Origin of the sequence: Jiangella alkaliphila (assembly GCF_900105925.1) — a bacterium.
Taxonomy (GTDB): Bacteria; Actinomycetota; Actinomycetes; order Jiangellales; family Jiangellaceae; genus Jiangella; species Jiangella alkaliphila.
On the sequence record NZ_LT629791.1, the window covers coordinates 1,620,158 to 1,646,280 of the forward strand.

The window sequence follows — 26,123 nt, forward strand, 5'->3', positions numbered from 1 at the left end:
CTACCTTCCCTACCATGACGACAACCGACGAGCGCCAGGCGAGCTTCCGCGACCTGTTCGGCGCGGCCCGAGCGATGACGTCGCTCGTCCTGGCCGGCGGGATCGCCCTGCACGCCGTGAACATCTTCCTCACGACGAGTCTGCTGCCGACGGCGATCGACGACATCGGCGGCGAGCGGTGGCGCCGTTCGTCGCTGGTGCGGTCGTCGCCGCCGTCAGCCCGACGATGACCGTGCTGCTGGCCGGCCGGGCCATCCAGGGCTTCGGCGGCGGCATGCTCGCCGGTCTCGGCTACGCCGTGATCCAGTCGGCCTACCCGGAGCGGCTCTGGGTGCGGGCGACGGCCCTCGTGTCGGCGATGTGGGGGGTGGGGACGCTGGCCGGCCCGGCCCTGGGCGGCGCGTTCGCCCAGTTCGACGCATGGCGCTGGGCGTTCGGGGTGCTGGCGCTCGGCGGCGTCGCGCTGGCCGTCCTGGTGCCGCGGGCGTTGCCGCGGTCGCGTGGCGGCGCGGCCAGGGAGCCGGTCCCGTACGTCTCGCTCGTCCTGCTGACCGCGGCGACGGCGCTGATCAGTGTCGCGAGCCTGCGCACCGACACGGTGGAGATGGTCGTCGTGGTGGCCGCCGCGGTGCTGGCGCTCGCCGCGTTCGTGCGGTGGGAGCACCGCTCGCCCGTGCGGGTGCTGCCGGCGTCGACGTACATGGCCGGGTCGCCGCTGAAGTGGCTGTACGTCGGCATCGCGATCCTCGCGATCGGCACGGTGTCGGAGGCGTTCACGCCGCTGTTCGGCCAGCGGCTGGCCGGTCTGGAGCCGCTGGTCGCCGGGTTCCTCGGCGCCGCGGCGTCGCTCGGCTGGTCGGCCACGATGATGTTCAGCTCTGGCGCCGCCCGTCCCGTGGCGGTGCGCCGCCTGCGGATCGCCGGGCCGGCCGTCCTGGCCCTCGGCCTCGCCGTCACCGGTGCGTTCCAGCAGGAGGACGCCGGCGCCTGGCTCGTGGTCGTCTGGCTGGCCGGGCTGATCGTCGCGGGCGCCGGGATGGCCTGGCGTTCCCGCACGTCGTCGTCGCGGTGATGGGCAGCTCGCCGGACCCGGCCGAGGCGGGCAAGGCGAGCGCCGGCGTCAACACCGTCGAGCTGATCGGGCTGTCCATCGGGTCGGCGGTCGGCGGCCTGCTGCTCAACCTCGGCGCGCCGTCGATGCTCGCCTCGGCCCGGTATCTGCTGTTCGGGCTGGCCGCGACGGCGCTCGTCGGCGTGCTCGTCGCGCTCCGTGCGTCGGCCGGTTCAGGCAAGCCGGCCGGCGACGCCGTCGAGTAGCAGGTCCACCGACAGCCGCATGATCGCGAGCGGGTCGCCGGCCTCGACCGCCTCGCCGGTCGCCGCGCCGACCCGCTCGGCCAGCGGGAAGCGGTGCGCGCCCATGGCCCGTGTCAGCGCCGGGCTCACCGTCGCCCACCAGTCGAGGTCGCCGCCGCTGGCGCGGACGCGGTCCAGCCCGACCTGCTGCCGCACCGTCGACTCGACCAGCGCGAGGACGCCGCACAGCACCTGGTCCATCTCGAGGTCGGACAGCCCGATGCCGTCGAGCGGCGCCAGCTCGAGGTCGTACTTGGCCGACACGCCGGGCCCGAGCACCGGCCGGCCGGGCACCACCTCGACCGTCCACGGGTGCCGCAGGTGGTGGCGCCAGTTGTGCTCCGCGACGTGCCGCAGCCCGGCGCGCCAGCCGTCCTGCTCGCCCGGCAGCGCGCCGTCGTCGTACGTCTCGCCTGCTACGGCGTCGAGCATCAGCTCGACCAGCTCCGGCTTGCCCGGCACGTGCGTGTAGAGGGTCATGGCGCCGACGCCGAGGCGGTCGGCGACCCGCCGCATGGTCAGCGCGCCGAGGCCCTCGGCGTCGGCGATCGCGATGGCGTTCTCGACCACCGCCCGCTTCGTCAGCCCGGTGCGGCCGGGCCGGTCGGACGGCTCCCAGAGCAGCGAGACCAGCCGGGTGGGGTCGGACGGGCGGGGCGTGTTCGAGGGCACGGGGAATATCCTCTCACCTTCCGTACGTTGGCTCGTACGTTGTACGGTACATTGTACGAGCAAGCGGAGCGGAGGAGAGTGAATGGACGCAGCCATCGAGGCGCGGGCGGTGCGCAAGCACTACCGCGGGACGGAGCGACCGGCGCTGGACGGGTTCGACCTGCGGGTGGCGCCCGGGTCGGTCTGTGCGCTGCTGGGCCGCAACGGCGCGGGCAAGACCACGGCGGTGCGGATCCTGACAACGTTGCTGGCCATGGACGACGGCTCGGCGACGGTGGCCGGGCACGACGTGCGGACCGGCGGCGACGGCGTCCGGCGGGCCATCGGGCTGGTCGGGCAGAACGCGGCGGTCGACGAGATCCTGGGCGGCCGGGCGAACCTGGTGCTGTTCGGGCGGTTGCGCGGGCTGCCCAAGGCCGCGGCGCGGGCCCGGGCGGACGAACTGATCGGCCGGTTCGGGCTGGACGACGCCGCCGATCGCGCCGTCGGCACCTACTCGGGCGGCATGCGGCGCCGGCTCGATCTCGCCGCGAGCCTGGTCGTGCCTCCGTCGGTGCTGTTCGTCGACGAGCCGACGACCGGCCTCGACCCGGACGCCCGCCGCGACGTGTGGGCGACGGTCCGGCGGCTGGTCGACGACGGCGTCACGGTGCTGCTGACCACGCAGTACCTGGAGGAGGCCGACGAGCTGGCCGACCACGTCGCCATGCTCCGCGACGGCCGGGTCGTGCTCGAGGGAAGCCCGGCCGAGCTGACGTCGCTGGTCGGCGAGACCCGGGTGGAGGCCCGGTTCGCGACGGCCGACGACGCGGCCGCGGCGGGGCGCGCGGCCGGACCATACGCCGTCGGGCCGGTCGACGTGGCCGGCGTGACCGTCGCCGTGCCGGTGCCCGACGCCGGCGCCGTCACCACGTTCTGCGCGGCGCTGGCCATGGCGGGCCTGCGGCCGGAGGACGTCGCCGTCCGCCGGCCCACCCTCGACGACGTCTTCACGCACGTGAACACCCCTGAGGAGGCTCGATGACTTCGCTGGTCCACGACTCGCTGGTGCTGGCCGGCCGCACGTTCGGGCACTGGCGGGCACAGCCGGTGCCGTTCCTGGTCACGCTCCTGTTCCCGGTGCTCGTCGTCCTGATGATGGGCGGTCTGTTCGGCGGCGCGATCGCCGGCAGCGCCGGCGACTACGTGCCGTTCGTCGTGCCCGGGGTCCTGGCACTGACGATGCTGTTCGGACTCGAGACCACGATGATCGCGATCACGACGGACGCCGCCCGCGGCGTGACCGACCGGTTCCGGTCGCTGCCGCTGCACAGCGGCTCGGTGCTGGTCGGACGCTGCCTGGCCGACCTCGCGGCGTCGGTCGCCGCCCTGGCCGCGATGACGGTGGCCGGGTTCGCGCTGGGCTGGCGGTGGAACGGGGGCATCGGCGAGGTGCTGGCGGCGTACGGGCTGCTGCTCCTGCTGCGGTTCGGGCTGCTGTGGGTCGGCGTGTGGGCGGGGCTGAAGGCGCCCGGCCCGGAGGCGGTCGCGGCCGTGCAGATCATGGTCTGGCCGGTCGGGTTCCTGTCCACGGTGTTCCTCGACCCGGCGACGATGCCGTCGTGGCTGGGCGCCGTCGCCGAGTGGAACCCGCTGTCGGCGACGGCGGACGCGGTGCGCGAATTGTTCGGCAACCCCGGCGTGACGGGCGGGAGTTGGCCGGCCGATCACGGACAGACGTTGTCAGTGATCTGGCCGATCCTGATGGTGGCGGTGTTCGCGCCGCTGTCCGCCGCTGCCTACCGGAGGCTGAACCGATGACACTGGCCGATCACGGCTTCATCGAGGTCCGTGGTGCCCGTGAGCACACCCTCAAGAACATCGACGTCGACATCCCGAAACACCAGCTGACGGTCGTCACCGGCGTGTCCGGGTCGGGCAAGTCGTCGCTGGTCTTCGACACCCTGGCCGCGGAGTCGCAGCGTCAGCTCAACGCCACGTTCAGCGCGTTCGCGCAGAGCCGGCTGCCCAGCTACGGCCAGCCCGACGTCGACCGCATGGCGCACCTGTGCGCCGTCACCGTCGTCGACCAGAAGCGGCTCGGCGGCGGTGCGCGGTCGACCGTCGGCACCGCCACCGACATCGGCGCGCGGCTGCGGCTGATCTTCTCCCGGGCCGGCCGCCCGTTCGCCGGCTACTCCAACGCGTTCTCGTTCAACGACCCGCAGGGGATGTGCCCGCGCTGCCAGGGGCTGGGTGTCGTGAGCATCGTCGACGAGGCGCAACTGGTCGACCGCGACCGGTCGCTCGAGGACGGCGCGCTGGACTGGCCGGCGTTCGGCGTCGGGAACTGGTTCTGGCGGTCCTACGCCAGGAGCGGCTTCTTCGACCCGTCGGTGCCGCTGCGCGAGTACACCGACGAGCAGTGGCGCATCCTCATGTACGCCGAGCAGGGCGAGCTGAAGGCGCCGAATGTCGAGGTCACCAGCTACGAGGGGGTCATCGCCCGGTTCAACCGGCTCTACCTGCACAAGGAGGCCGACGCCTACAAGGGCAAGACCCGCGAGGCGTTCGAGCGCATCGTCACGCGCGGCAGCTGCCCCGACTGCGGCGGCACCCGGCTGGCCGAGGCGGCCCGCTCGTCGCTGATCGGCGGACGGTCCATCGCCGACCTCAACGCGATGCAGGCCGACGACCTCGTCGACGTCATCCGGGCCATCGACGACCCCGGCGTCGCGCCGCTGGTGGCCGACGCGGCCGAGCAGGTGGAACGGCTCGGCATCCTGGGCCTCGGCTACCTCAGCCTCGACCGCGCCACGGCCACGCTGTCCGGCGGCGAGTCGCAGCGGGTGAAGATGGTCCGGCACCTCGGCAGCAGCCTGTCCGACCTGCTGTACGTGTTCGACGAGCCGACGGTCGGGCTGCATCCGCGCGACGTCCACCGGCTCGGCGAGCTGCTGATCGAACTGCGCGACAAGGGCAACACGGTGGTCGTCGTCGAGCACGACCCGGAGACCATGGCGATCGCGGACCACTGCATCGACATGGGGCCGGGGGCGGGGCGGGCGGGCGGCACCGTCACGTACGAAGGGTCCTACGACGGGCTGGTGAAGTCCGACACGCGGACGGGGCGCGGGCTGCGGGCGCCGCGGGTCTCACGCGACGGTGCCGCCGTGCGGACGCCGTCGGGGCACGTCCGCATCGAGCACGCGTCCACGCACAACCTGCGCGACGTCACCGTCGACCTGCCGCTGGGGGTGCTGACGGTCGTCACGGGGGTGGCGGGGTCGGGCAAGAGCAGCCTGATCCGCGGCCACCTGCCATGCGTGCGGCCCGACGCCGTCATGCTGGACCAGCGCCCGGTGCGTGGGTCGCGGCGGTCCAGCCCGGCGACGTTCACCGGCGTGCTCGACCCGATCCGGTCGCTGTTCGCCCGCGCGACGGGCGCGCCGGCGGCCTTGTTCAGCCCCAACTCCAGCGGCGCGTGCCCGGCGTGCCAGGGCGCCGGGGTGATCTTCACCGACCTCGCGTTCATGGACGGCGTCACCACGGTGTGCGAGGTCTGCCGCGGCCGCCGGTTCAAGGGCGAGGCGCAGCAGCACCTCGTCCGCGGCCGGTCCATCGCCGACGTGTTCGAGCTGAGCGTCGCCGAGGCGCTGGAGTTCTTCACCGAGAAGGCCATCCGCACCGTGCTGCAGCGCCTGGGCGACGTCGGCCTCGACTACCTCACGCTCGGCCAGACCCTCACCACGCTGTCCGGCGGCGAGCGGCAGCGGCTCAAGCTGGCCAGCGAGCTGGTCGTCGGCGGCAAGCTCTACGTGCTCGACGAACCCACCACCGGCCTCCACCTTGCCGACGTCGAGCACCTGATCGCGCTGCTGCACCGGCTGGTCGACGACGGCAACACGATGATCGTCATCGAGCACAACCTCGACGTCGTCGCGGCGGCCGACTGGGTCGTCGACCTCGGGCCCGGCGCCGGCCACGACGGCGGCCGGGTGGTGTTCGAGGGGACGCCGGCGGCGCTGGCCGCCGACGGGTCGACGTACACCGGCCAGTACCTGGCCCGTTATCTCGCCGACTGAACGCGGCCGGGTGGCGTTCACTCCGGGTGGGAACGCTCGCTCCTATGGAGTCCACCTCGTCCGGACGCACCGGACGCACCCTCAGCCGTCGTGCCGTGCTCGCCGCCGGCGCCGGGACCGCCGCCGCACTCGCGCTGCCCTCCGCCGCCACGGCCGTGGAGGACGTCGCCGGGCGGGGGCGGGCGCGGCACGTCGTGCTGGTCGGGTGGGACGGGTTCGACCCCGCCTACCTCGACCTGGCCGACACCCCGAACCTCGACGCGCTGACCCGCCGCGGCGTCGTCGGCGCCACGACTGGGTGCTTCCCGTCCATCACCAACACCTCGTGGGCCAGCGTCGTCTCCGGCGCCTGGCCGCGCACCCACCTCAACACGCCGTACTTCCTCGACCCGGCCACCGGGCGGGCGGTGAGCCAGAGCCGGACGCTCGAGGCGCAGACCATCGCCGAGGTGGTGACGGCGGCCGGCGGCACGGTCGCGTCGGTGCAGTTCTTCATCCTGCAGAACCACGGCGTGGTCTTCGGCGACCCGCGGGCGCTGTACGTCCAGCCCGGCGGCACCGGCCCGTCGCGGATGGACCTGGCCGCCGACATCCTGCACGGCCGGCCGGTGCGCTCCGGCTCGGTGACGGTCACCGTCGAGGAGCCGCCGACGCTGCTCGCCGTCTACGCCGACGACCTCGACGCGCTCGGCCACGCCGAGGGGGCGGAGTCGCCGGGTATGGCCGGCCGGCTGGCCGCTCTCGACGCCGCGCTCGGCCGGCTGGTCCAGGCGACGAAGGACGTCGGGACCTATGGCAGCACCGCCTTCGTGCTGCTCGGCGACCACGGCATGACGACGTTCACCCGCGCGTTCGGCGGGCTGGTGCTCACCGCGCTGACCGAGGCCGGGTTCACGCCGGAGTTCGTCGCGCCGGGCGCCGCGCCGGCGCCGTCGACCGACGTCGCGATGGTGGTCGGCGGGGTCGCCAACGTGTACCTGCTCGGCGCCGCCAACACGCCCGACGGCATCGCGCGGGCCCGCGCCGCGCTGGAGTCGGTCGAGCCGGTGGAACGCGTCCACGACCGCGCCGGCCTCGACGCGTTCGGCGCCAGCCCGCTGCTCGGCGAGCTGGTGGCCGAGCCGGCCGCCGGCTGGTCGTTCGGCCTGACCGACCCGGACGGCCCGCGCGGCTACCACGGCCGCACCGGCGAGCGCGAGGCCGCACTGCTGGTCGCCGGGCGCGGCGTCAGTCCACGAGCCCGGCTCGACGGCGCGCGGCACATCGACGTCGCGCCGACGATCGCCGCGCTGCTCGGCCTCCCCGCACCCGCCCAGGCCGAGGGCCGCGTCCTCACTGAGGCGCTCCAGTAGCCCACGTCCCGACGAGTTGATCATGGCGAAAGGAGGGTCTGGGTCGCCCGGAACCCCGACCTTCTCCATGATCAACTCGGCGATGGGGCGGGAAGAGGGCCGGTCGGTGCTGGATGTCTACGATGCCGGGGTGAGTCTCGACGCGGTGCCGGCCGCCCTCGTCACCTCGTACGGGCGCGACGACGCCGGCCGGGCCTGGCTGGCCGGGCTGCCGCATCTGCTGGACCTGACACTGCAGCGGTGGGAGCTGCGCCCGGACGGCCCGCCCGGCAACGGCATGGCGGCGCTGGTCCAGCCGGTGGTTGGCGCCGACGGCACCCCTGCGGTATTGCGGCTGCAGCCGCTCGGCGAGGAGTCCGCGGCGGCCGTCGTCGGGCTGCGGACGTGGGACGGCGACGGCGTCGTCCGGCTGCTCGACCACGACACCGCCACCGGCGCGATGCTGCTGGAGCGGCTCGACGGCGGGCGGCCGCTGGCCTCGGTGCCCGACGACGACGCCGTCATGAAGGTACTGGGCGTACTGCTGGCCCGGCTGACCGCGCGGCCGGCGCCGGACGGGCTGCCGCGCCTGTCCGACGTCGCCGCCGCTATGGTGGCCGCCGTGCCGGGAGCGCTGCGGGCCCTGCATGAGGGGGACGAGCGCCGCCTGGTCGTGTCGTGTGCAGTCGCCGTCGACGAGCTGCTGCCCGAGGCCGGCGACCGGTTGCTGCACTGGGACCTGCACGACGAGAACGTCCTGGCCGGTGAGCGGGAGCCGTGGCTGGCGATCGACCCGGTGCCGCTGGCCGGCGACCCCGGCTTCGACCTCTGGCCGGCTCTGAACAGCCGCTGGGACGCCGCCGTCGCCGGTGGCGTCGAGCGGGTCGTGCTGCGCCGGTTCGACCTGCTCAGCGAGCTGGTCGGCGTCGACCGCGCGCGTGCCGCCGGCTGGACGCTGGGCCGGGTGCTGCAGAACGCGCTCTGGGACGTCGAGGACGGGAAGGCGGCGCTGGGCCCCGCCGACGTCGCGCTCGCGACCGTCCTGCTGCGCCACCGGGTGTGATCCACGGTCCTGTCGGCGACCGCGGGTAGGGTGCCCGGAGTTGTTCGTCGAAGGGAGAGGTGCTCGTGCTCGCGAAGTACGCCGGCCGGTGTGGTGCGTGTGGTGGAGACATCCGGCCAGGTGACGAGCTCGAGAGCTCGGGCAGCGGCCGCAGCCGGGCGTGGGTTCATGCGGCCTGCGCGGGCGCGCCGGCGCTGATCCCGGTCCCCGGCGACGCCGAGCCGGCCCTCGTCCCGGCCTCCTCCGCGGCCGCGGCCAAGCCGTCGCGCGCCCGGCGGCCGCGCCCGCCGGCCATGGAGGCGCCCGAGGGCGCGGTCGAGGTCTACACCGACGGCGCCTGCTCCGGCACGCCCGGCCCGGGCGGCTGGGCGTGGGCCATCGACCGCGAGCGGTTCGCGTCCGGGTCCGAGCCGAGCACCACCAACCAGCGCATGGAGATCCGGGCCGCACTGGAGGCCGTCAAGGCGCTCGACGGCCCGCTTGTCGTCGTCAGCGACTCCGCGTACGTCGTCAACTGCTTCCGCGACGGATGGTGGCGCAACTGGCGCACGCGCGGCTGGGTCACGTCCACCAAGTCGCCGGTCGCCAACCGCGACCTCTGGGAGCCGCTGGTCGACCTCGTCGAACAGCGCGGCGACGTCGTCTTCCACTGGGTCAAGGGCCACTCCGGCCACCCCATGAACGACCTCGTCGACGAGCTCGCCGTCGCCGCCAAGATCGCCCAGTCCTGACAAGGGCGAGTGAGGCGTACTGTGACAACCACAAGGGGCTGACCAGGCTCCCCGATCAGGGAGCAACCATGGCCGACAAGTCGCCGCGACAACACCTGTCCAAGAAGGCGGGCAAGTCGCTCAAGGAGAAGCGCGCTGACAAGGCCGCCAAGGCGGACGCGAAGTCCAAGATCGAGATCATCCCGACCTCGAAGAAGCGCTGATCCGCCGTCCACCAGCTCGCCGTCGAGGCAGAGATCGCCCGGTGACCGGCAGGGAGTCGCCACCCACCACGGGGTGAGCGCTCCCTGCCGATCACGGCGGGTCAGCCGCGCAGGGTGACCGTCACGCTCCGTCCGTACGCGTGCCGGGTCGGGAACTCCAGGTGGGTGTTGCCGTCCGCTTGGGTCACCCGCACGCCGCGGTCGCCGGCGACCTTGGTCAGCGACCGGCCGAGCAACGTCGCGTTGACCACGTCGCGCCCCATGGTCGGGTCGGAGACGGCGATGGTGGTCAGCCGCGGCCGGTTCTGGACGATCACCGAGGCCGGGCCCTCGATGCGCATGCCCACCGACTCGTGCCAGCCGGCGTGGAACACGTTGGCCGCCACCAGCCCCAGGCCAGCGTGCAGGATGGCCTGCACCCGGGTGTCGTTGGCCAGCACGATGATCGGGCCGGCGGGCGAGTACCCGCGCAGCTGCGCCTCCGTCGCGTTCGGCACCAGCGCGTAGGCGAGCGGCCCCGGCTCGGCCCCGGCCGCGTGGCCGACCGAGATGCCGAAGACGTTCTTGGTCACGGCGGTGTCCGGGTTGGCCGTGCGGACGACGCGGCGGCTGCGGGTGACGGGGTCGAGGGCGACCCGTGCCTGCTGGGAGGTGAGGAACACGTAGCCGACGGCGGTGCCCCGGCTCTCGTTGGCGTAGCGCAGCCAGAGCGGGTCGCCGGTGCCCGGGCCGGACCACGCGCTGCCGTCCCGCGCCGAGCCGCTGATCGTGACGTCGTCGGCCGGCGCCGAGATGCGGGCGTCGACCGACGTGCTCACCGCGCGGCCGGCGCCGTCGTCGATGCCGGCGACCAGCACGACGATCTCGTCGTCGAGCATGAACCAGGACTTCATGGCCGTGAGGTTCTGGTACACGACGAAGTCGTCGGGCAGGATCCCGGTCTGCTTCGCGGCGTAGGCGGCGTCGCTCGACAGCAGCATCCCGGCCGCGCCGTAGGCGCCGAGTACGGCTCCGCCGGAGTGCCCGTTGGTGCCGCGCGGGAAGTACACGTAGGTGTTCTGCGACTCCGACGAGGCCGTGAACCCGAGCGGGTGGCCGGGGTTGTCGTAGAAGGGCGTGCCGTACAGCTCCGGGATGGTCTGCCGCTGTTCGACCGGAGCGGTGACACCGGCCAGGGCGTACGGCGACACCGTCGTGAAGTAGTCGACTCCGTAGGCCTCCGTCTGGTCCTGCCCGGACAGGTAGAGGTAGTGGGCGCCGTCGCCCTGGAACCACGGCATGAGGTTCTCGCCGCTCATGTACTCGTACTTGCTGATCCGGTCTGAGCTGCGCGACAGCGCGAACGCGAAGCCGGGCCGGCGGTGCACGTTCTTGTCCATGGCGTTGAACGCGACCGTCCGGTCGGCCGGACCGAGGTCCGCGGGCTGCACGGTGTCGTCGTCGACGATGTCGGTGTAGCGCGCGATGGTGACCGGCGAGACGAACGTCGCCGGGTTCAGCGCCGCCCGCGACGTCGAGCGGATGAACGCGACGTAGCTCTTCAGCGCTGCCGCGTCGGCGCCGGTCGCGTAGCCGGAGAGGTCGACGACGGCCTCCACGACCACCGCGACGTCGGTGTAGCCGGAGGTCGTCCGCGAGACGGCTCGTCCCTTGACGATCTCCATCATCCAGCCCTCGAAGATCAGCGGCGCGAACCCGTTCGTCACCCAGCTCTGCACGACCGGCACGAGCGCCTCGGTGTTGGCGAGACCGGTGCCGTCGAGGATCTTCAGTGTCTGGACCACCCGCGTCAGCAGGGCCTTGCCGTACGAGCCGGTATAGGCCACCGAGTGGTGCTGGATGAACGAGCCGTCGGCGTAATAGCCGTCGGTGACGCCGTGCCGCAGGTTGTAGGGGTCGATCGTGGCGAAAACCGTCAGCTGGTGCTCGACCGCCTTGCGGATGCGCGCCTCGTCGCCGAGCAGCGCGCCCTGGATCATCCGGTTGGTGGTGATGTCGGCCAGGTTGGCGCCGGTGTGGAAACGCGAGTCCAGGTCGACGTCGCCGCCGGAGCCGTTCCTGAGGTAGGCGTCCATCGACGCGACGTAGGTGCCGACGAGGTCCGGGCGGTAGGCGCGGACCTGCTCGTCGAGGAGCGCCAGGGTCTTGCCGACATGGGTGGAGATGCCGATCTCCCACGTGAACCAGTTGCCGTAGTAGCCCTGGGCCTGGTCGCCGTAGTAGTTCTCGTGCAGCCAGACCAGGGCGTCGATCACGCGCCGCTGCGTGCCGACGTCGCCGTCCAGGTCCGACGGGGCCCCGCCCGGCGTGCGCGTGGCGAGGGCGATCTCGTAGAGGTGCTGGAACGACGCGTTTAGGTTGGGGTCGCTGGTGCCGAGCGGGAGTCCGGCGAACAGCTCGCCGTTGCCGGCCGTGTCCAGCGCGGCGAGCCAGGTGCGTGCGGTCTGATCGATGGCGGACAGCTTGGCCGCGACCTCGGGTCGGGCGTTGGACTCGGCCGTGCCGGCGAAGATGTCGACGGTGTTGGCCAACAGCCCCGTCGTGCCGGTGCCCGGGTCGGACGCGCCGGCCCATCGTGGCGGTGCCACGACGGTGAGCACGCCGGCGGCGGACAGGAGCGACAACAGACGGCGGCGGGTGATCTCCACATATTCTCCTCGGAAGGTGCGAACCAGGCATCTAGGAGTCAAGCAGGCATGACAATTCGTCAGCAAGCGCTTGCCCACGAGTTCGCCCCATTGCCGCACTGCATTCAGACGGAGGCCGGATTGACCGGACCGTGGCAGGCGCACCCGGCGACGACGGCGTCCGGCGACATCGCGGCGGCCTCCTCGGCGACGCGATCGAGGACGGCCTGCCGCTCGGCGGAGTCGAGGTAGCGCCCGCTGGTGACGACGCCGTCGATGCGCTGCGTGTTCGCGATGTCGGCGAGCGGGTCGGCGGCCAGGACGACGAGGTCGGCCGGGGCGCCGGTGGCGATCCGCCCGGCCCGCCGGTCGCCCAGGAACCGGGCCGGCTCGACCGTCGCGGCGCGCAGAGCGTCCGCCGTCGACAGGCCCGCCTGGACCAGCTGCCGCAGCTCGTCGTGCAGGCTGAAGCCCGGGAAGACGGCGCAGGTCCCGGTGTCGGTGCCGGCCAGCAGCGGCACGCCCGCCGCGTGCATGGCGCCGATCAGCTGGAGCTGGTGCTCGGACTTGGCCGCCCACTCGCCGTCGAGCTCGGGCGTGCGGCCGGCGAGGTACCAGTCGCGCAGCACCCGGTCGAGGACCTCCAGGATCGGCTGGGGCAGGTAGCGGCGGCGCGGGTCGGACAGGTCGAGCGTGCGCGCATGGTTGAGTGCCTGGTGCATGACCATCGTCGGGACCTGGTGGGTGCCGTTGCGGGCGAACCGGTCGAACAGCCGGGCCGCCTTGTCGTGGTCGTAGCTGCGCATCGCCTGCAGGTCGATCGGGTGCAGCCGGTTGAACCAGCCGTTGTAGTCGCCGCGGTCGAGCCTGATCTCGGCGATCCGCCGGCGCAGCTCGCGCTCGTCCCGCGACGTCGCGACGAAGACGGTGAAGAGGTGCTCGATGCTGGCCTGGCCCAGGTCCGACGCCTCGGCCACGTCGAGCTCGTCCGGCGTGTGTCCGACGACGGCGATGCCGCGCCGGCGCGCCTCGTGGACGATCGCCCGGTAGACGTCGGGCTTCAGTCGCGAGTAGACCTTGACGGCGTCAGCGCCCTGGGCGACGGCGTCCCGGACGGCCACGCGCCCCTCTGCGGCGGTTCCCGCCTCGACGACGTCGACCAGGTTCGGGTCCCAGATCGTGGGAGCGCCGTCGATGATGCGGCTGGCGATCACCCACCGCGGCCCCAGCAGCTCGCCCGCGTCGGCCTGGTCGCGCCAGTCGTGCAGCTCGTCGCGGCCGGACATCTCGCGGACCGTGGTGACGCCGTTCGCGACGTACAGCGCGGGCTCGATGTTCGGGAACGAGCTGTGCACGTGCACGTCGACGAGGCCCGGGATCAGGAACGCGCCGCGCAGGTCGACGGCGCGGACGCCCGGCGGGATCGGCACCTGCGCGGACGGGCCGACCCGCGCGATCCGGTCCCCCCGCACGACGACCGTGGTGTCCGCCATCCGCCGCCCCCGCTCGACGTCGATGACGGTGGCATGGGTGAAGGCGACCCCGCGGGGTGCCCCCGTGGCCGTCGTGGCGGCTGGGCTCGCGGCGGTCGCGGCCGCCCGCGGCGCGACGACGCCCAGCAGGCTGGCGGCCAGACCGCCGGCGATGAGGTTGCGGCGAGAGGGAGTCGGATTCATGCCCTCATCGTCCGGCGGGGAGGGGGCCGCGGGCACTCCTGCTCGCTCCCCTCTGACCGGCGGCGAACCCCCGTCTTCGGGGTGGAGATTTCTTCACCGTGGGTGAGGCTGTCGGTGGCGGCGGCTAGCGTCGGCAGCGTGACCGAACCCGCCTTCCTCGCCGCCGTCAGCACCTCTTACGACACAGTCGCCGACACCTACGTCGAGCGCTTCCCGCCGTCTCGCCTCGGCCCGCTCGGGCGCGCCATGCTGCGGGCGTTCGCCGAGATCGTGCTGGCCGAGAGCAAGGGCCCGGTCGCCGACGTCGGGTGCGGCCCGGGCGGGCTGACGGCCGAGCTGGCCGGCCACGGTCTCGAGGTGTCCGGCATCGACCTCTCGCCGCGCATGATCGAGCTGGCCCGCGCGGCGCATCCGGAGCTGCCGTTCTCGGTCGGCTCCATGACGGCGCTCGATCTCCCCGACGGCGGGCTGGGCGGGCTGCTCGCGCACTACTCCACGCACCACCTGCCGCCTGAGCGACTGCCCGCCGTGTTCGCCGAGTTCTGCCGCACCCTCGCGCCCGGCGGTCACCTGCTGCTGGGCACGCACCTCGGCCAGGACGAGCACCTGCGGCCGACCTCGGGCTACGGCGGGCACCCGGTCTCGTACGACTGGTACCAGCTGCCGGGCGAGCGTATCGCCGCGCTGATCGAGGGCGCCGGCCTGACGATCACCGCGCGCCTCGACGAGCCCAACCCGAACGGCGCCGGCCGGTCGTTCGCCTACTTCCTTGCCCGCAGACCCGGCTGAGAGACCCCAGTTCGACTTTGTGGCTAGAACGCATGTGCGATAGAATGCTACCTATGGTCATCATGCTGGACGCGGACGAGGCGGTGTCGAATACCGGGGTGTCGGTGGTTGCTGCCATCAGGGCGGAGCTGAGTGAGCTCGCGACGGCCGACGAGTTCGGCCCGGCGGCGATCAAGGCCGATGAACTGAGCAGCCTGATCGCGTCATGTCAGCGGGTGATGTCGCAGGCGCGGGCGCTGCAGGCCGGCTTGATCGAGGAGTTGGTGTGCCGTCCCGAGCTGGCGCCGGCTCCGTCCGCATCGGACTACCGGTCGGTGTGCTCGGAATCCTGTGCGGCCCTGGAACTGACCGCCCCGCTGGCGCTGACGTCGGGGCAGGCGGAGTACCTCGTGGCCGAGTCCGTACAGCTGGTGCGCGACTTCCCGGCCACGCATGCCGCGCTGGCCCGGGGTGAGATCGACGAACGCCGCGCGCGGGTGATCCTGGCCGAGCTGGGCAGGCAGCACCGTGACGTCGCGGAGGCTGTCGAGGCTGCGGTCATCGGGCGGCAGGTGCGAGAGCTGAACGCGCGGCAGCTGCGGAGCCGCCTCAAGTCACTGGTCCATCGGCTCGCGCCGGAGCAGGCCGAAGAGCGGCGTGCCCGTGCCGAGGCCGACCGGCGCGTGCGGGTGTCCCCGGCCGAGGATGGGATGGCCTGGGTCGAAGCGCTGATGCGGGCCGAGGACGCCGCGGCCCTCGAGGCCGTGCTCGACGCCGGTGCGAAGGCCTTGAAGCGACACGACACCGCCGCCGGTGACCCGCGGGCGCGCACCTGCGACCAACGTCGCGCCGACGTCCTCGTGCAGCTTGCTCCAACCGCCCTGGCCACCGGCGAGATGAGCGAGGGCCTGCGGCTGGGCGCCGAGCACCGGCGGCTGGTGGCGGTCCAGGTCACGGTGCCGCTCACCACGTTGGCTGGGCTGAGCGAGGAGCCCGGCGAGCTGGCCGGATACGGACCCATCCCGGCACGCGTCGCCCGTGAGCTGGCCGCCGCGGGAATCTGGCAGTGGCTGGGCACCGACCCGGTGAACGGCGCCGTGCTCAGCCATGGGCGCACCCGCTACACGCCGACCCACGATCTCGTCGAGCACGTGCTGCTGCGCGACCGAACCTGTAAGGCGCCCGGTTGCGCCCTACCGGCGACGCGCTGCGACCTCGATCACGTTCGAGCATTCGCCGATGGCGGTGCGACCTGCGCTGGGAACCTGACCCCGCTGTGCCGAAAACATCACCTCATCAAGCACCACGGCCCGTTCGTGGTCGACCAGCCGGAGCCTGGCACCCTCCGCTGGACCAGCCCCACCGGCAACACCACCGTCGTCGGCCCGGCAAGGGTCGGGCCGGTCCATGATCCGCCGGAGCCCGACGAGCCACCCTTCTGACACCAGGATGGCCGGCTGAACCCACGTCGTCAGTCGACGATGAACCAGTCGCCGTCCTGGTAGGCGAGGACGGTGTCGCCGAGGTCCTCGGCGGTGAAGGTGGCGTCGGCGACGATGGCCTCGACCGGGACGATCACCTGGCTGGGCGTGCTGTCGTCGACGAGTTCCGGGTCGATCGTGGCGGTCTGCAGTGCCGCGGACTGCTCCGGCGACACCATGGAGGCCATGATCGGCATGGTCGACTCGCACGGGCCGAAGCCGTCCGCCTCGGCCTGCGCGGCCGCGGGGCCGGCGATCGCGCACATCGTCGCGACGTCCGCGGTGCCGAGCGCGTGCAGGAACGTCTCGAACCGGGTGATCGCCGCCTCCGTGGTCTCCGGCGACCCGGCGCCGTTCGGCGGTGCCTCGGCGGTGGGCGTCGGCGTGGGAGTGTCGGACGCGGCCGGCGGCGGCGTCTCAGACGGCTCCGCGGTCGGCTCGGCCGACGGGTCCGACGACGGGTCCTCGGACGAGGGCGCCGACGGCGTGTCCGACCCGCCCGCCGACGGATCGTCGTCGTCGGAGGAACCGCAGCCGGACGCGGTCAGGGCGAGGACCACCGTGGCAGAGAGCACGGCGGCGCGGCGGACAAGCGACAACGACATGAGCGACGTCCCAGCAAGAGGGGGCAGAACCGCGCGGCAGGCTAGCACGCGCTCGGAACATTCCAGGGGACAATCGCCGAACGTCAGGGGAGGGCGGACATGGAACGGCAGCGGCTGCTGGACTCGATCGCGACGACGCTGCGCGCGCTGCGCCCGGGCCACCCGGTCCGGGTCGCCGTCGACGGGCCGGACGCGGCCGGGAAGACGACCTTCGCCGACGACCTGGCCGCGATGATGCGGCTGACCCGGCCGACCCGGCCGGTCATCCGCGTCGGCATCGACGACTTCCACCAGCCGCCCGAGGTGCGGTCGCGACGCGGCCCGCTGTCGGCCGAGGGCTACTACTTCGACGCGTTCGAGCTGGACGCGGTGCGCGACGGCGTGCTGGGGCCGCTCGGCCCGGGCGGCGACCGGCGCTACCTGCTGTCGACGTTCGACCACCGCGCCGGGCGGCCCACGGCGCGCGCTACGGCCGAGGCCGCGCCTGACGCCGTCGTCATCGTCGACGGGGTCATGCTGCTGCGCCCGGAGCTCCGCGACGCCTGGGACTTCAGCGTCTACCTGCACGTCGAACCGGACGAGACGCTGCGCCGCGCCCTCGTCCGCGACCGCGCCCTGTTCGGCGGCGACCAGCAGGTCGTCGAGCGGTACACCCGGCGCTATCTGCCCGCGCAGGCGCTCTACCGCGAGCGCGATCGGCCGCTGGAGCGCGCCGACCTCGTCGTCGACCACACCGACCCGGCCGAGCCGAGAATAGTCACAGACCGCCGCCACTGACCCCTGGCCGCGACCGGTCCACCGTGCCAGCATCGAAGGCAGGGGTGCACCGTGGCCGAGCACACGACGTCGTCGGGCCGGCCGTCGAAGGCGCTGCGAAGGTACCTGGTCCCGCTGGCGCTCGCGCAGTTCATCTGCAGCTTCGCCGGCTCGAACATGAACGTGATGATCAACGACATCAGCGCGGACCTGGACACCAGCGTGCAGGGCGTCCAGGTCGCGATCACCGTCTTCCTGCTGGTGATGGCCGCGCTGATGATCCCGGGCGGCAAGCTGACGGACAAGTACGGCCGGATGCGCTGCTTCCGCGCCGGCCTGACGATCTACGGCATCGGCGCGCTGCTGAGCGCGGTGTCGCCGGGCCTCGGCGTGCTGATCCTGGGCAACTCGATCCTGGAGGGCGTCGGGACGGCGCTGCTGATCCCGCCGGTCTACATCCTGGCGACGCTGCTGTTCACCGAGGTGACGTCGCGGGCGCGGGCGTTCGGCGCGATCAGCGCGATGGGCGGGGTCGGCGGCGCCGCCGGGCCGCTGATCGGCGGGCTGATCACCTGGGCGATCAGCTGGCGGGCCGCGTTCGTGTTCCAGGCGCTGGTGATCGCCGTGATCGTCTGGCTCAGCCGCGACCTGCGCGACCCGCTGCCGCCGAATCCGGACCGGCCGTTCGACGTGCGCGGCGCGGTGTTGTCGGCGACCGGGCTGACGGCGCTGGTCATGGGCATCCTGGCGGCCGACGACAGCACCGTGCTCATGGTCGGGCTGCTGATCGTCGGGGCGGTGCTGCTCGCGGGGTTCGTGCTGTCGAACCGTGCGAAGGAGCGCTCCGGCGAGGAGCCGCTGCTGTCCACCGCGGTGTTCGGCAGCCGGACGGCGAACCTGGGCCTGGTGACGCAGGGTGTCCAGTGGCTCATGCTGCTCGGCACGTCCTTTGTCGTCGCGACGTACCTGCAGGTGGTCCGCGGGTACGACGCCATCGAGACCGGCCTGATCTTCACCGCCGCCACGGCCGGCCTGCTGGCGTCGTCCCTGGCGGCCGAGCGGCTGGCTCGGCGACGGTCACAGCGGACGCTGGTCGTCGCCGGCTTCGTCCTGACGATTACCGGGGTCGGCGTGCTGCTGGCGCTGGTGATCGGGTCGCCGTCGGTATGGGCATTCGCGCCCGGCCTGCTGGTGATCGGCCTCGGGCTGGGCTTGATGCTGACGCCGTCGGTCAACGTCGTTCAGTCCAGCTTCGGCGAGAGCCTCCAGGGCGAGATCTCCGGCCTGTCGCGCAGCGTGTCGAACCTCGGCTCGACCCTGGGCACGGCGATCGCCGGGACGGTCCTGGTCGCCGGGCTGACGGCCACGCCCGACCGCGCCTACGGCCTGGCGATGGCCGTGCTCGCCGCGGCCGGGCTGATCGGCCTGCTGGCGGCGCTGCGGCTGCCACGCACCCCGGCGCCCTAGCCCTGCCCACCCACCACCACGCCGTCGGTGTCGGCGCCGAACCGGGACCCCTTGATGCGCAGGACGCCGGACCCGTCGGCGTGCAGGGCGCCGCCAGCCAGTGGCACGAGGTTCGGGCCCGCGCCGGACAGCCCGGTGTTGCCGAACGCGGCGCTGGCGTAGAGGCTGGCGCCGTCGAACGTCATGGTCGCGCCGGCCTCGAAGGTGTTCAACGTCGCGACGACGGAGCCCTCGGCCGTCACCACCAGCCGGCCGGGAGCGGCGCCGGCGACGTCGTTGCCGGTGAAGACGTTGCCGGGACCCTCGAACCGCCCGGCGAACGGGCCGGCCGGGGTGCGGAAGTGGTTGCCGGACAGCTGCGCGTGGTCGCCCTTGATCCGGAACGCCGCACCGGCCGAGGAGACGAACGTGGAGTCGGTGAGCTTGAGCCGCACCCCGGCCGGCGGCGCGTTGAGCACGTACTGCGACGCGCACTCGGCGACGTGCAGGCCGGTGATGGTGGCGTCGGCGCCGGCCACCTGGATCGCCTCGAGCGGGGTCGCGTTGCCGTGCCGGAACGCGCCGTCGGCGAGGCGGATGCGGGTGCCGCCGATCCGGATCGCCCGGCCGTCGGCGCCGGTGCCCGTGGTGGCGCCGAAGCGGAAGTCCTCGAACGTGCACGAGTCGGCCTGCTCGCCGATCTCGAGGAACCGGCGGGCCGTGTTCCCGCCGCGCACGCCGCGGACGTGGCTGTCCCAGACCTTGCGGGTGAAGATGATGAACGAGCCGGCGCCGGCGGTGTCGCCGAAGGCGAGGTCGGCCAGCCGGACCCGGTGCGCGTTGGAGACGACCACGTAGTTGTAGCCGGTGGTGTGGCAGGTGATGTCGCTGAAGGTGATGTCGTGGACGTCCGCACCGCCGAGGTCCTCGGTGCTCGTCGTGCCGCCGGGGTAGTAGCTGAGGTCGACGCCGGCGGTCTGACCCTCGATGCTGATGACGGCGAAGGTGGAGCGCGGCTCCGTGGCCGCCTCGTACACCGTCACGTCGCGGCCGCGGATGTTCGCGCAGTGGTACTGGAACGTCAGCGCCTTGCGCCCGATGCGGGAGAAGTAGAGGTTGTCCAGCTGCACGTCGCGGCAGAACGAGCCGCCCAGGCCGTTGTCGTTCGCCCCGTTGCTGGTGTCGAGGTGCAGGCCGCTGACCCGGACGCCCTGGACGTACCACTGCGGCGGCCCGGCCGGCGTCGACGGCGCCGCGCCGTGGATGCCCAGCAGCTCGCCCGCCCCACCCGACCCCGACACCAGGGTGATCCGCGACCGCAGCCCGTCGCCGAACCAGTGCGTGCCGTCGGCCAGCAGGCTGATCGAGTCGGTGGTGAGGTACGCGCCGTCGGTGCCGGGCACGTACACCGTCCCGCCGCGGCGCGCGGCCGCCTGCAGCGCCTCGGTATCGTCGGTCCCGGTGCCGGTCTCGACGTCGTAGTCGCCGACCGCGCCGAGCGCCTTCACTGACACGACGTCGTCGGCCAGCTCCCACCAGGCGCCGTCGCGGGTGTGCAGGTGCCAGCGGTCCGGCTCGGCCGGCGCGGCGTCGAGCCGCCTGTACAGCGCGCCGCCGCCGTCGCCGGCCGCGGCGTAGCCGAACGTGCGCAGCGCCCGCACCCGCCCGTTGACGATCGCCTGCTCCGCGGCCGCCCGCGACGGGACGGTCAGCGCCTCGCTGCCGGCCGGATCCGCGGCTGCCGCTGACGGCACGGCCGCGGCCGAGGGCGCCGCGGCGGCGACGCCCACCGCTCCCGCTCCGGCGGCTCCCAGCAACGAACGTCGGGTCAACGGCGACACGGACATGGCAACTCCTCGAAGGCATCGATGCGAACGGAAGAGGGCAGGGTGCAGCGGAGCGCGGACCACGACGGGTCGGCGCCCGGGTGCGGGGCTGGGCTGAGCTAGAGCGGCTTGGTGCGGTCCAGCCGGGTCAGGATCGGGTCGTAGTGGGCGGACAGGGCGTCGTGCACGGCCTCGACGTCGCCGCCGAGCACCGCGCGGTAGATGGCGTCGTGCTGCCGGTAGGTGTCGCCGGGACGGTCGTCGGCGATCTCCGAGCGCTGCGCCACCGCGCGGCTCATGGTCAGCCAGAAGGCGTCGAGCAGCTTGAGCGCGACGGCGTTGCCGGCGTCGGCGAACAGCGTGCGGTGGAAGCGGCGGTCCTCGTCGAGGACGTCGGCGCCGCGCTCGGACTTCTCCTTCATCTCGGTGAGGATCTGCTCGAGCTCGGCCCGGGTGGGGTCGGTCATGTTCCGCACCGCCCGCTCGATGAGGTCGTTCTCGACCGCGCGGCGCACCTCGAGCAGGTCGCCCAGCTCGCTGAAGTCGAACAGCAGGTTGAACGGGAGGTTGTCGATCAGCAGGGACAGCGAGAAGTCCTTGACGAACACCCCGCTGCCGCGCCGGGTCTCGAGGATGCCGAGGGACACCAGCCCCTTGACCGCCTCGCGGACGGAGTTGCGGCTGACGCCGAGCTGCTGGGCCAGCGCGCCCTCGGCCGGTAGGCCGTCGCCCGCGCGCAGGCCGTTGGCGAGGATGTAGTCGCGCAGTGCGGTCTGCACCGACTCGTGCAGACTCGGCGGCCGCGGCAGCGCCGTCAGTCGCGTGAGTTGGTCCCCCTGAGCCACGTGAACTCCTCCCGGCAAGGCGGTGATTTGTAGGATAACCGAGTAATGTCCGCGACCACAAGCGCCGCCTGACCCACCCACAAACAGCGACGCCGCAGGTGGACGGGCCACCTGCAGCGTCGTGCGAGCCTGCGGCTACTACTCGTCCAGATCGCGTTCCAGCAGCGCGACGAGGGTGTCGAGGGCTTCGTCGGCCTTCTCACCCTCGGCGGACAGGACGACCTGGTCGCCCTGCTCGACCCCGAGCGTCATGATCGACAGGATGCTGGAGGCGTCGACCGGTTCGCCGTCGGGCTTGCGGATGGACACCTTCGTGGGCTGTTCCGCGGCGGCCTTGACGAAGACCGCTGCGGGCCGGGCGTGCAGCCCGGCCTTGCTTGCGACGACTGCGGTGCGCTCGGGCACGGCGTCTCCTCTGCTGAGGTCGTGGGTTGTGCGGTCTCCAGCCTATCGGCCGGTGCCGGGAGGACGCCCGTCCGCGGGACCGGAGGGGACGGTTTCGCGTTACCGGCCCGTTACGGTGAATACTGGCCCTGACATGCGAGCCCCCCGTTGTCGTGGGGCGTGAGCCCGGACGGCTGGGTACGCCGTCCGACCGGAACGGAGCATCTATGCCCATCGCCACTCCCGAGGTCTATGCCGAGATGATCGACCGGGCCAAGGCCGGCTCGTTCGCCTATCCCGCCATCAACGTGACCTCGTCGCAGACGCTGAACGCGGCCATCCGCGGGTTCGCCGACGCCGAGAGCGACGGCATCCTGCAGATCTCCACCGGCGGCGCCGAGTACATCTCCGGCCCGACCGTCAAGGACCGCGTCCGCGGCGCCGTGGCGTTCTCGGCGTTCGCGTACGAGGTCGCGCAGAGCTACGACGTGCAGATCGCGCTGCACACCGACCACGCCCCGCTCGACGCCGTCGAGCACTGGGTGAAGCCGCTGCTGGAGCTGTCCACCGCGCGGGTGAAGAACGGCGCCGCGCCGCTGTTCAACTCGCACATGTGGGACGGCTCGGCGGTGCCGCTGGACCAGAACCTCAAGGTCGCCGAAGAGCTGCTGGCGCTGGCCGCCGAGGCCAGGACGATCCTCGAGATCGAGGTCGGTGTTGTCGGTGGCGAGGAGGACGGCGTCGCCCACGAGATCAACGACAAGCTGTACACCACCGTCGAGGACGGCCTGGCCACCGCCGAGGCGCTGGGCCTGGGGGAGCGCGGCCGCTACATCGTCGCGCTGACGTTCGGCAACGTGCACGGCGTCTACAAGCCGGGCAACGTCAAGCTGCGTCCCGAGATCCTGCGCGACATCCAGCAGGCGGTCGGCGAGCGCTACGGCAAGGACAAGCCGTTCGACCTCGTCTTCCACGGCGGCTCCGGCTCCACCGCCGAAGAGATCGCCGCGGCCGTCGACTACGGCGTCATCAAGATGAACATCGACACCGACACCCAGTACGCGTTCACGCGTCCCGTCGTGTCGCACATGTTCACCAACTACGACGGCGTGCTGAAGGTCGACGGCGAGGTCGGCAACAAGAAGGCCTACGACCCCCGCGCTTGGGGCAAGGCCGCTGAGGCCGGGCTGGCGGCCCGCGTCGTCGAGGCCACCCAGCAGCTGCGCTCGGCCGGCCAGAAGATTCGCTGATGCCGGGCGAGAACCTGCTGTCCGGCCCGCCGGAGACGCTCCTGCCCGACGACCCGGCGGCCCGCGAGGCGCTGGTGTCGGGGGTCGACGCGGCGACGGTGGCGGCGGCGCACCCGACGTACTCCGCGGCGTGGGCCGACCTCGCCGACCGCGCGTTCTCGGCGGGCGACGCGGTGACGTCCTATGCCTTCGCCCGCACCGGCTACCACCGCGGGCTGGACCAGCTGCGCCGGGCCGGCTGGCGGGGCAGCGGCCCCATCCCGTGGGCGCACGAGCCGAACCGCGGCTTCCTGCGCTCGCTGAACGCGCTCGGCCGCGCCGCCGAGGCCATCGGCGAGACCGACGAGGCCACCCGGTGCGCCGAGTTCCTCCGCGACTCCAGCGAAGAGGCCGCCGACACGCTCCGCTGAGTGCGCTCAGCCTCGGTCCGTCCAGCCAAGGGGGATCTCCACCAATGCCCGCGATCGTGCTCGTCGGCGCCCAGTGGGGCGACGAAGGCAAAGGCAAGGCCACCGACCTGATCGGCGGCCAGGTCGACTACGTCGTGAAGTTCAACGGCGGCAACAACGCCGGCCACACCGTCGTCATCGACGGTGAGACCTACGCGCTGCACCTGCTGCCGTCGGGCATCCTGACGCCGGGGGTCACGCCGGTCATCGGCAACGGCGTCGTCGTCGACCTCGCCGTGCTGTTCGAGGAGCTCGACGCGCTCGCGGCCCGCGGCATCGACACCTCGCGGCTGGTCGTGAGCGCCAACGCGCACCTGATCCCGTCGTACAACCGCACACTGGACAAGGTGACCGAGCGGTTCCTCGGCAAGCGGCGCATCGGCACGACCGGGCGCGGCATCGGACCCACGTACGCCGACAAGATGTCGCGGGTCGGGCTGCGGGTGCAGGACCTGTTCGACGAGAAGATCCTGCGGCAGAAGGTCGAGGGCGCGCTCGAGCAGAAGAACCAGCTGCTGGTCAAGGTCTTCAACCGCCGGGCCGTCAGCGTCGACGAGGTGGCCGACGAGCTCCTGGGCTACGCCGACCGGCTGCGGCCCATGGTCACCGACACCGCCTTACTGCTCGACCAGGCGCTCACCGACGGCAAGGTCGTCATCATGGAGGCCGGCCAGGCCACCCTGCTCGACGTCGACCACGGCACCTACCCGTTCGTCACGTCGTCCAACGCGACCGCGGGCGGTGCCAGCACCGGCTCGGGCATCCCGCCGACCCGCATCGACGGCGTCATCGCGGTGCTCAAGGCGTACACCACGAGGGTCGGCGAGGGCCCGTTCCCGACCGAGCTGTTCGGTGCCGACGGCGACCGGCTGCGCAAGGCCGGCGGCGAGTTCGGCACGACGACGGGACGGCCGCGCCGCTGCGGCTGGCTGGACACCGTCATCGGCCGCTACGCCACCCGCATCAACGGCACCACCGACCTGGTCGTGACGAAGCTGGACGTGCTCACCGGCTACGACCCGGTGCCGGTCTGCGTCGCCTACGACATCGACGGCGTCCGGCACGACGAGATGCCGATGACGCAGACCGAGTTCCACCACGCCGTCCCCGTCTTCGAGTACTTCGAGGGCTGGGACGACGACATCAGCGGCGCCCGCACGCTCGACGACCTGCCGCCGGCCGCCCGCCGGTACCTCGAGGCCGTCGAGGACATGTGCAAGGCCCCCATCTCGGCCGTCGGCGTCGGGCCGGGCCGCGAGCAGATCGTCGCGATCCGCGACCTCGTGCGCTGACGGGCGACGCTCAGCTCGTCGGGCGGCCCATCGTCCGGCCGTTCGGCGACTGGCGCAGCGTCGCGAATCCCATGCGCTCGTAGAACGCGATGGCGCGGGTGTTCGCCGCTCCGACGCCCAGGTGGACGGCAGGCGCGCCGGCCTCGTGCAGGGCGGCCAGCAGCCGCTCCATCAGCGCCCGGCCCATGCCCCGGCCCTGGGTGCGGGGGAGCAGGTCGATGTGCAGGTGGGCGGGGTACTCGGCGACGATGGCCGGGTCGGCCGTGCGGGACTCGTGCAGCCGCTCGACGTAGTAGGCGTCGCGGGTGCCGTCGGGGAACGAACCGGGCGGGTACTTCTCGCGCAGCGGCGGCCACCACTCACGCTCGCAGCGCTGCTCGAACGTGACGGTGTCGCGCGCGCCCAGCACGTAGCCGGCCGGCGCGCCGTCGTCGACGACGAACGCCAGCGACGGCTCGTACCGCACGTACGGTCCGACGAACAGCTCGCCGATCAGCCGCGGGTCGGCGAACAGGGCGGTGGCGTCGCCGCCGTTGTCGCCGGTGCGCAGGCAGATGTCGTAGAGCGCGTCGGTGTCGGCGGGCTCGTACGGCCGGATGATCACGCAGTGGTCCCTTCTCCGGTCAGGCCACGCACGGTCATGTCGATGACGCGGTCGACGGACGCGGCGAACAGTTCGGGCGCGACGTTGGCCAGTGGGCCGTCCAGCGCCAGCCGGGCGACGCCGTGCACGGCCGCCCACGCCGCTATCTCGGCCAGCGGGCGGCGCTGCGGCGGCAGCCGGCCGGCCGCGACCAGCTCGTCCATCACCTGCCCGACCATGACGAGGGCCTCGGGCGGTTCGTCGGCGGACAGTACGCCCTTCTCGCAGAACGCGGCGCGGAACATCCCGGGCTCGGCCAGCGCGATGTCGACGTAGGCCCGGCCGAGCGCCTCGAGCCGGCGGGTCGCGGTCTCGCCCGGGTCGCCGGTGTCGGCGACGGTGTCCAGCCGCGCGTGCATGGCGTCGCTCAACACCCGGAACGCGCGCTCCTTCACGCCGACCAGGAGGTCGTCGGCGTTCTCGAAGTGCCGGTAGGCCGCGGTGGGGCTGACGCCGACCTCGCGGGCCGCGGCCCGGACCCCGACGGCGTCAGGCCCGCCCCGTTCCGCCAGCCGCGCGCCGGCGTCGAGCAGCGCGTTGCGGAGGTCGCCGTGGTGGTACGTCGACCGCGTGGTGGACTCGGACATCCCGTTGATGTTGACACCTACCCACATGTGATGGCAAGTTGACACCCGTAAAGTTTACGCCCGTCCAC

General features: G+C 72.7%; 26 protein-coding genes. 17 read left to right on the forward strand and 9 right to left on the reverse strand.

Annotated elements, in window-relative coordinates:
• The first annotated feature begins 14 nt into the window (after nt 1-14).
• Genes BLV05_RS36905 through BLV05_RS36910 form a run of 3 tightly spaced genes read left to right on the forward strand, consistent with a single transcriptional unit; the run spans nt 15 to nt 1,317 of the window.
• A complete protein-coding gene (locus BLV05_RS36905; RefSeq protein WP_197683571.1) occupies nt 15-230 on the forward strand; it encodes a hypothetical protein in 216 nt (71 codons plus the stop codon).
• Nucleotides 179-1,072: an MFS transporter gene (locus BLV05_RS07550; protein WP_197683572.1), complete on the forward strand. Its 894-nt coding sequence runs from the start codon at nt 179-181 to the stop codon at nt 1,070-1,072. Before BLV05_RS36905 ends, BLV05_RS07550 begins: the two co-directional genes overlap by 52 nt.
• On the forward strand, nt 1,072-1,317 hold the full coding sequence (locus tag BLV05_RS36910) for a hypothetical protein (RefSeq protein WP_197683573.1): 246 nt from the start codon (nt 1,072-1,074) through the stop codon (nt 1,315-1,317). Before BLV05_RS07550 ends, BLV05_RS36910 begins: the two co-directional genes overlap by 1 nt.
• Here the strand turns inward: BLV05_RS36910 and BLV05_RS07555 are convergent.
• Complete coding sequence (locus BLV05_RS07555; RefSeq protein WP_046767892.1) at nt 1,285-2,028, reverse strand: TetR/AcrR family transcriptional regulator; 744 nt, start codon at nt 2,026-2,028, stop codon at nt 1,285-1,287. The two genes, BLV05_RS36910 and BLV05_RS07555, sit on opposite strands and share 33 nt — an antisense overlap.
• Nucleotides 2,029-2,110: 82 nt before the next feature.
• Here BLV05_RS07555 and BLV05_RS07560 point away from each other — a divergent pair, with 82 nt between their 5' ends.
• The 7 genes from BLV05_RS07560 to BLV05_RS38155 all read left to right on the forward strand — a co-directional run bounded on the left by BLV05_RS07560 (nt 2,111) and on the right by BLV05_RS38155 (nt 9,420).
• Nucleotides 2,111-3,052 carry an ATP-binding cassette domain-containing protein gene (locus BLV05_RS07560; protein ID WP_046767893.1) on the forward strand — a complete coding sequence of 314 codons (942 nt, stop codon included), beginning with the start codon at nt 2,111-2,113 and terminating at the stop codon, nt 3,050-3,052.
• Nucleotides 3,049-3,828, forward strand: coding sequence for an ABC transporter permease (locus BLV05_RS07565; RefSeq protein WP_046767894.1), 780 nt, complete (start codon nt 3,049-3,051; stop codon nt 3,826-3,828). The genes BLV05_RS07560 and BLV05_RS07565 overlap by 4 nt, the downstream gene beginning before the upstream one ends.
• Nucleotides 3,825-6,092: an ATP-binding cassette domain-containing protein gene (locus tag BLV05_RS07570; protein ID WP_046767895.1), complete on the forward strand. Its 2,268-nt coding sequence runs from the start codon at nt 3,825-3,827 to the stop codon at nt 6,090-6,092. Before BLV05_RS07565 ends, BLV05_RS07570 begins: the two co-directional genes overlap by 4 nt.
• 44 nt (nt 6,093-6,136) lie before the next feature.
• The gene (locus tag BLV05_RS07575) at nt 6,137-7,444 is read left to right on the forward strand and encodes an alkaline phosphatase family protein (RefSeq protein WP_046767896.1); all 1,308 of its coding nucleotides are present in this window, start codon (nt 6,137-6,139) and stop codon (nt 7,442-7,444) included.
• A 130-nt stretch (nt 7,445-7,574) separates the two neighbouring features.
• Nucleotides 7,575-8,486 (forward strand): aminoglycoside phosphotransferase family protein, encoded by a 912-nt coding sequence (locus BLV05_RS07580; protein WP_046767991.1) that lies wholly within the window; start codon nt 7,575-7,577, stop codon nt 8,484-8,486.
• Between the two features lie 65 nt (nt 8,487-8,551).
• Nucleotides 8,552-9,217 carry a ribonuclease H family protein gene (locus tag BLV05_RS07585; RefSeq protein WP_197683574.1) on the forward strand — a complete coding sequence of 222 codons (666 nt, stop codon included), beginning with the start codon at nt 8,552-8,554 and terminating at the stop codon, nt 9,215-9,217.
• 68 nt (nt 9,218-9,285) lie between these two features.
• Nucleotides 9,286-9,420, forward strand: a complete 135-nt coding sequence (locus BLV05_RS38155; protein WP_267884851.1) for a hypothetical protein — start codon at nt 9,286-9,288, stop codon at nt 9,418-9,420.
• Between the two features lie 101 nt (nt 9,421-9,521).
• Here the strand turns inward: BLV05_RS38155 and BLV05_RS07590 are convergent, their stop codons facing one another.
• Together BLV05_RS07590 and BLV05_RS07595 are read right to left on the reverse strand one after the other, a co-directional pair.
• Nucleotides 9,522-12,068, reverse strand: a complete 2,547-nt coding sequence (locus tag BLV05_RS07590) for a polysaccharide lyase family 8 super-sandwich domain-containing protein (RefSeq protein WP_083421285.1) — start codon at nt 12,066-12,068, stop codon at nt 9,522-9,524.
• 104 nt (nt 12,069-12,172) lie between these two features.
• The gene (locus tag BLV05_RS07595; protein WP_046767898.1) at nt 12,173-13,723 is read right to left on the reverse strand and encodes an amidohydrolase family protein; all 1,551 of its coding nucleotides are present in this window, start codon (nt 13,721-13,723) and stop codon (nt 12,173-12,175) included.
• Nucleotides 13,724-13,861: 138 nt separating this feature from the next.
• On the opposite strand from BLV05_RS07595, the gene BLV05_RS07600 reads away from it, so the two are divergent.
• Both BLV05_RS07600 and BLV05_RS07605 read left to right on the forward strand, forming a co-directional pair.
• A complete protein-coding gene (locus tag BLV05_RS07600) occupies nt 13,862-14,512 on the forward strand; it encodes a class I SAM-dependent methyltransferase (protein WP_046767993.1) in 651 nt (216 codons plus the stop codon).
• A gap of 32 nt (nt 14,513-14,544) precedes the next feature.
• A complete protein-coding gene (locus BLV05_RS07605) occupies nt 14,545-15,933 on the forward strand; it encodes an HNH endonuclease signature motif containing protein (protein ID WP_082155085.1) in 1,389 nt (462 codons plus the stop codon).
• A 29-nt stretch (nt 15,934-15,962) separates the two neighbouring features.
• On the opposite strand, the gene BLV05_RS07610 is transcribed toward BLV05_RS07605, so the two are convergent.
• Nucleotides 15,963-16,577 carry a hypothetical protein gene (locus BLV05_RS07610; RefSeq protein ID WP_052762302.1) on the reverse strand — a complete coding sequence of 205 codons (615 nt, stop codon included), beginning with the start codon at nt 16,575-16,577 and terminating at the stop codon, nt 15,963-15,965.
• 99 nt (nt 16,578-16,676) lie between these two features.
• Here BLV05_RS07610 and BLV05_RS07615 point away from each other — a divergent pair, with 99 nt between their 5' ends.
• A complete protein-coding gene (locus BLV05_RS07615) occupies nt 16,677-17,354 on the forward strand; it encodes a nucleoside/nucleotide kinase family protein (RefSeq protein WP_046767899.1) in 678 nt (225 codons plus the stop codon).
• A gap of 156 nt (nt 17,355-17,510) precedes the next feature.
• Nucleotides 17,511-18,800, forward strand: coding sequence for an MFS transporter (locus BLV05_RS07620; RefSeq protein ID WP_082155097.1), 1,290 nt, complete (start codon nt 17,511-17,513; stop codon nt 18,798-18,800).
• Here BLV05_RS07620 and BLV05_RS07625 read toward each other — a convergent pair.
• From BLV05_RS07625 to BLV05_RS07635, 3 genes are all read right to left on the reverse strand, one after another.
• Complete coding sequence (locus BLV05_RS07625; RefSeq protein WP_152690656.1) at nt 18,797-20,626, reverse strand: pectate lyase family protein; 1,830 nt, start codon at nt 20,624-20,626, stop codon at nt 18,797-18,799. The genes BLV05_RS07620 and BLV05_RS07625 overlap by 4 nt on opposite strands.
• 98 nt (nt 20,627-20,724) lie before the next feature.
• On the reverse strand, nt 20,725-21,450 hold the full coding sequence (locus tag BLV05_RS07630) for a FadR/GntR family transcriptional regulator (RefSeq protein WP_052762303.1): 726 nt from the start codon (nt 21,448-21,450) through the stop codon (nt 20,725-20,727).
• A gap of 138 nt (nt 21,451-21,588) precedes the next feature.
• A complete protein-coding gene (locus BLV05_RS07635) occupies nt 21,589-21,855 on the reverse strand; it encodes an HPr family phosphocarrier protein (RefSeq protein WP_046767902.1) in 267 nt (88 codons plus the stop codon).
• Nucleotides 21,856-22,061: 206 nt separating this feature from the next.
• On the opposite strand from BLV05_RS07635, the gene fbaA reads away from it, so the two are divergent.
• Genes fbaA through BLV05_RS07650 form a run of 3 tightly spaced genes read left to right on the forward strand, consistent with a single transcriptional unit; the run spans nt 22,062 to nt 24,825 of the window.
• Nucleotides 22,062-23,084: a class II fructose-bisphosphate aldolase gene (fbaA, locus tag BLV05_RS07640; protein WP_046767903.1), complete on the forward strand. Its 1,023-nt coding sequence runs from the start codon at nt 22,062-22,064 to the stop codon at nt 23,082-23,084.
• Nucleotides 23,084-23,494 (forward strand): DUF3151 domain-containing protein, encoded by a 411-nt coding sequence (locus BLV05_RS07645; protein WP_046767904.1) that lies wholly within the window; start codon nt 23,084-23,086, stop codon nt 23,492-23,494. The genes fbaA and BLV05_RS07645 overlap by 1 nt, the downstream gene beginning before the upstream one ends.
• Before the next feature lie 44 nt (nt 23,495-23,538).
• Nucleotides 23,539-24,825, forward strand: a complete 1,287-nt coding sequence (locus BLV05_RS07650) for an adenylosuccinate synthase (protein WP_046767905.1) — start codon at nt 23,539-23,541, stop codon at nt 24,823-24,825.
• 10 nt (nt 24,826-24,835) lie between these two features.
• Here BLV05_RS07650 and BLV05_RS07655 read toward each other — a convergent pair whose 3' ends face one another.
• On the reverse strand, nt 24,836-25,429 hold the full coding sequence (locus BLV05_RS07655; protein WP_046767906.1) for a GNAT family N-acetyltransferase: 594 nt from the start codon (nt 25,427-25,429) through the stop codon (nt 24,836-24,838).
• Nucleotides 25,426-26,055 (reverse strand): TetR/AcrR family transcriptional regulator, encoded by a 630-nt coding sequence (locus tag BLV05_RS07660; protein WP_046767907.1) that lies wholly within the window; start codon nt 26,053-26,055, stop codon nt 25,426-25,428. Before BLV05_RS07660 ends, BLV05_RS07655 begins: the two co-directional genes overlap by 4 nt.
• Nucleotides 26,056-26,123 lie beyond the last annotated feature (68 nt).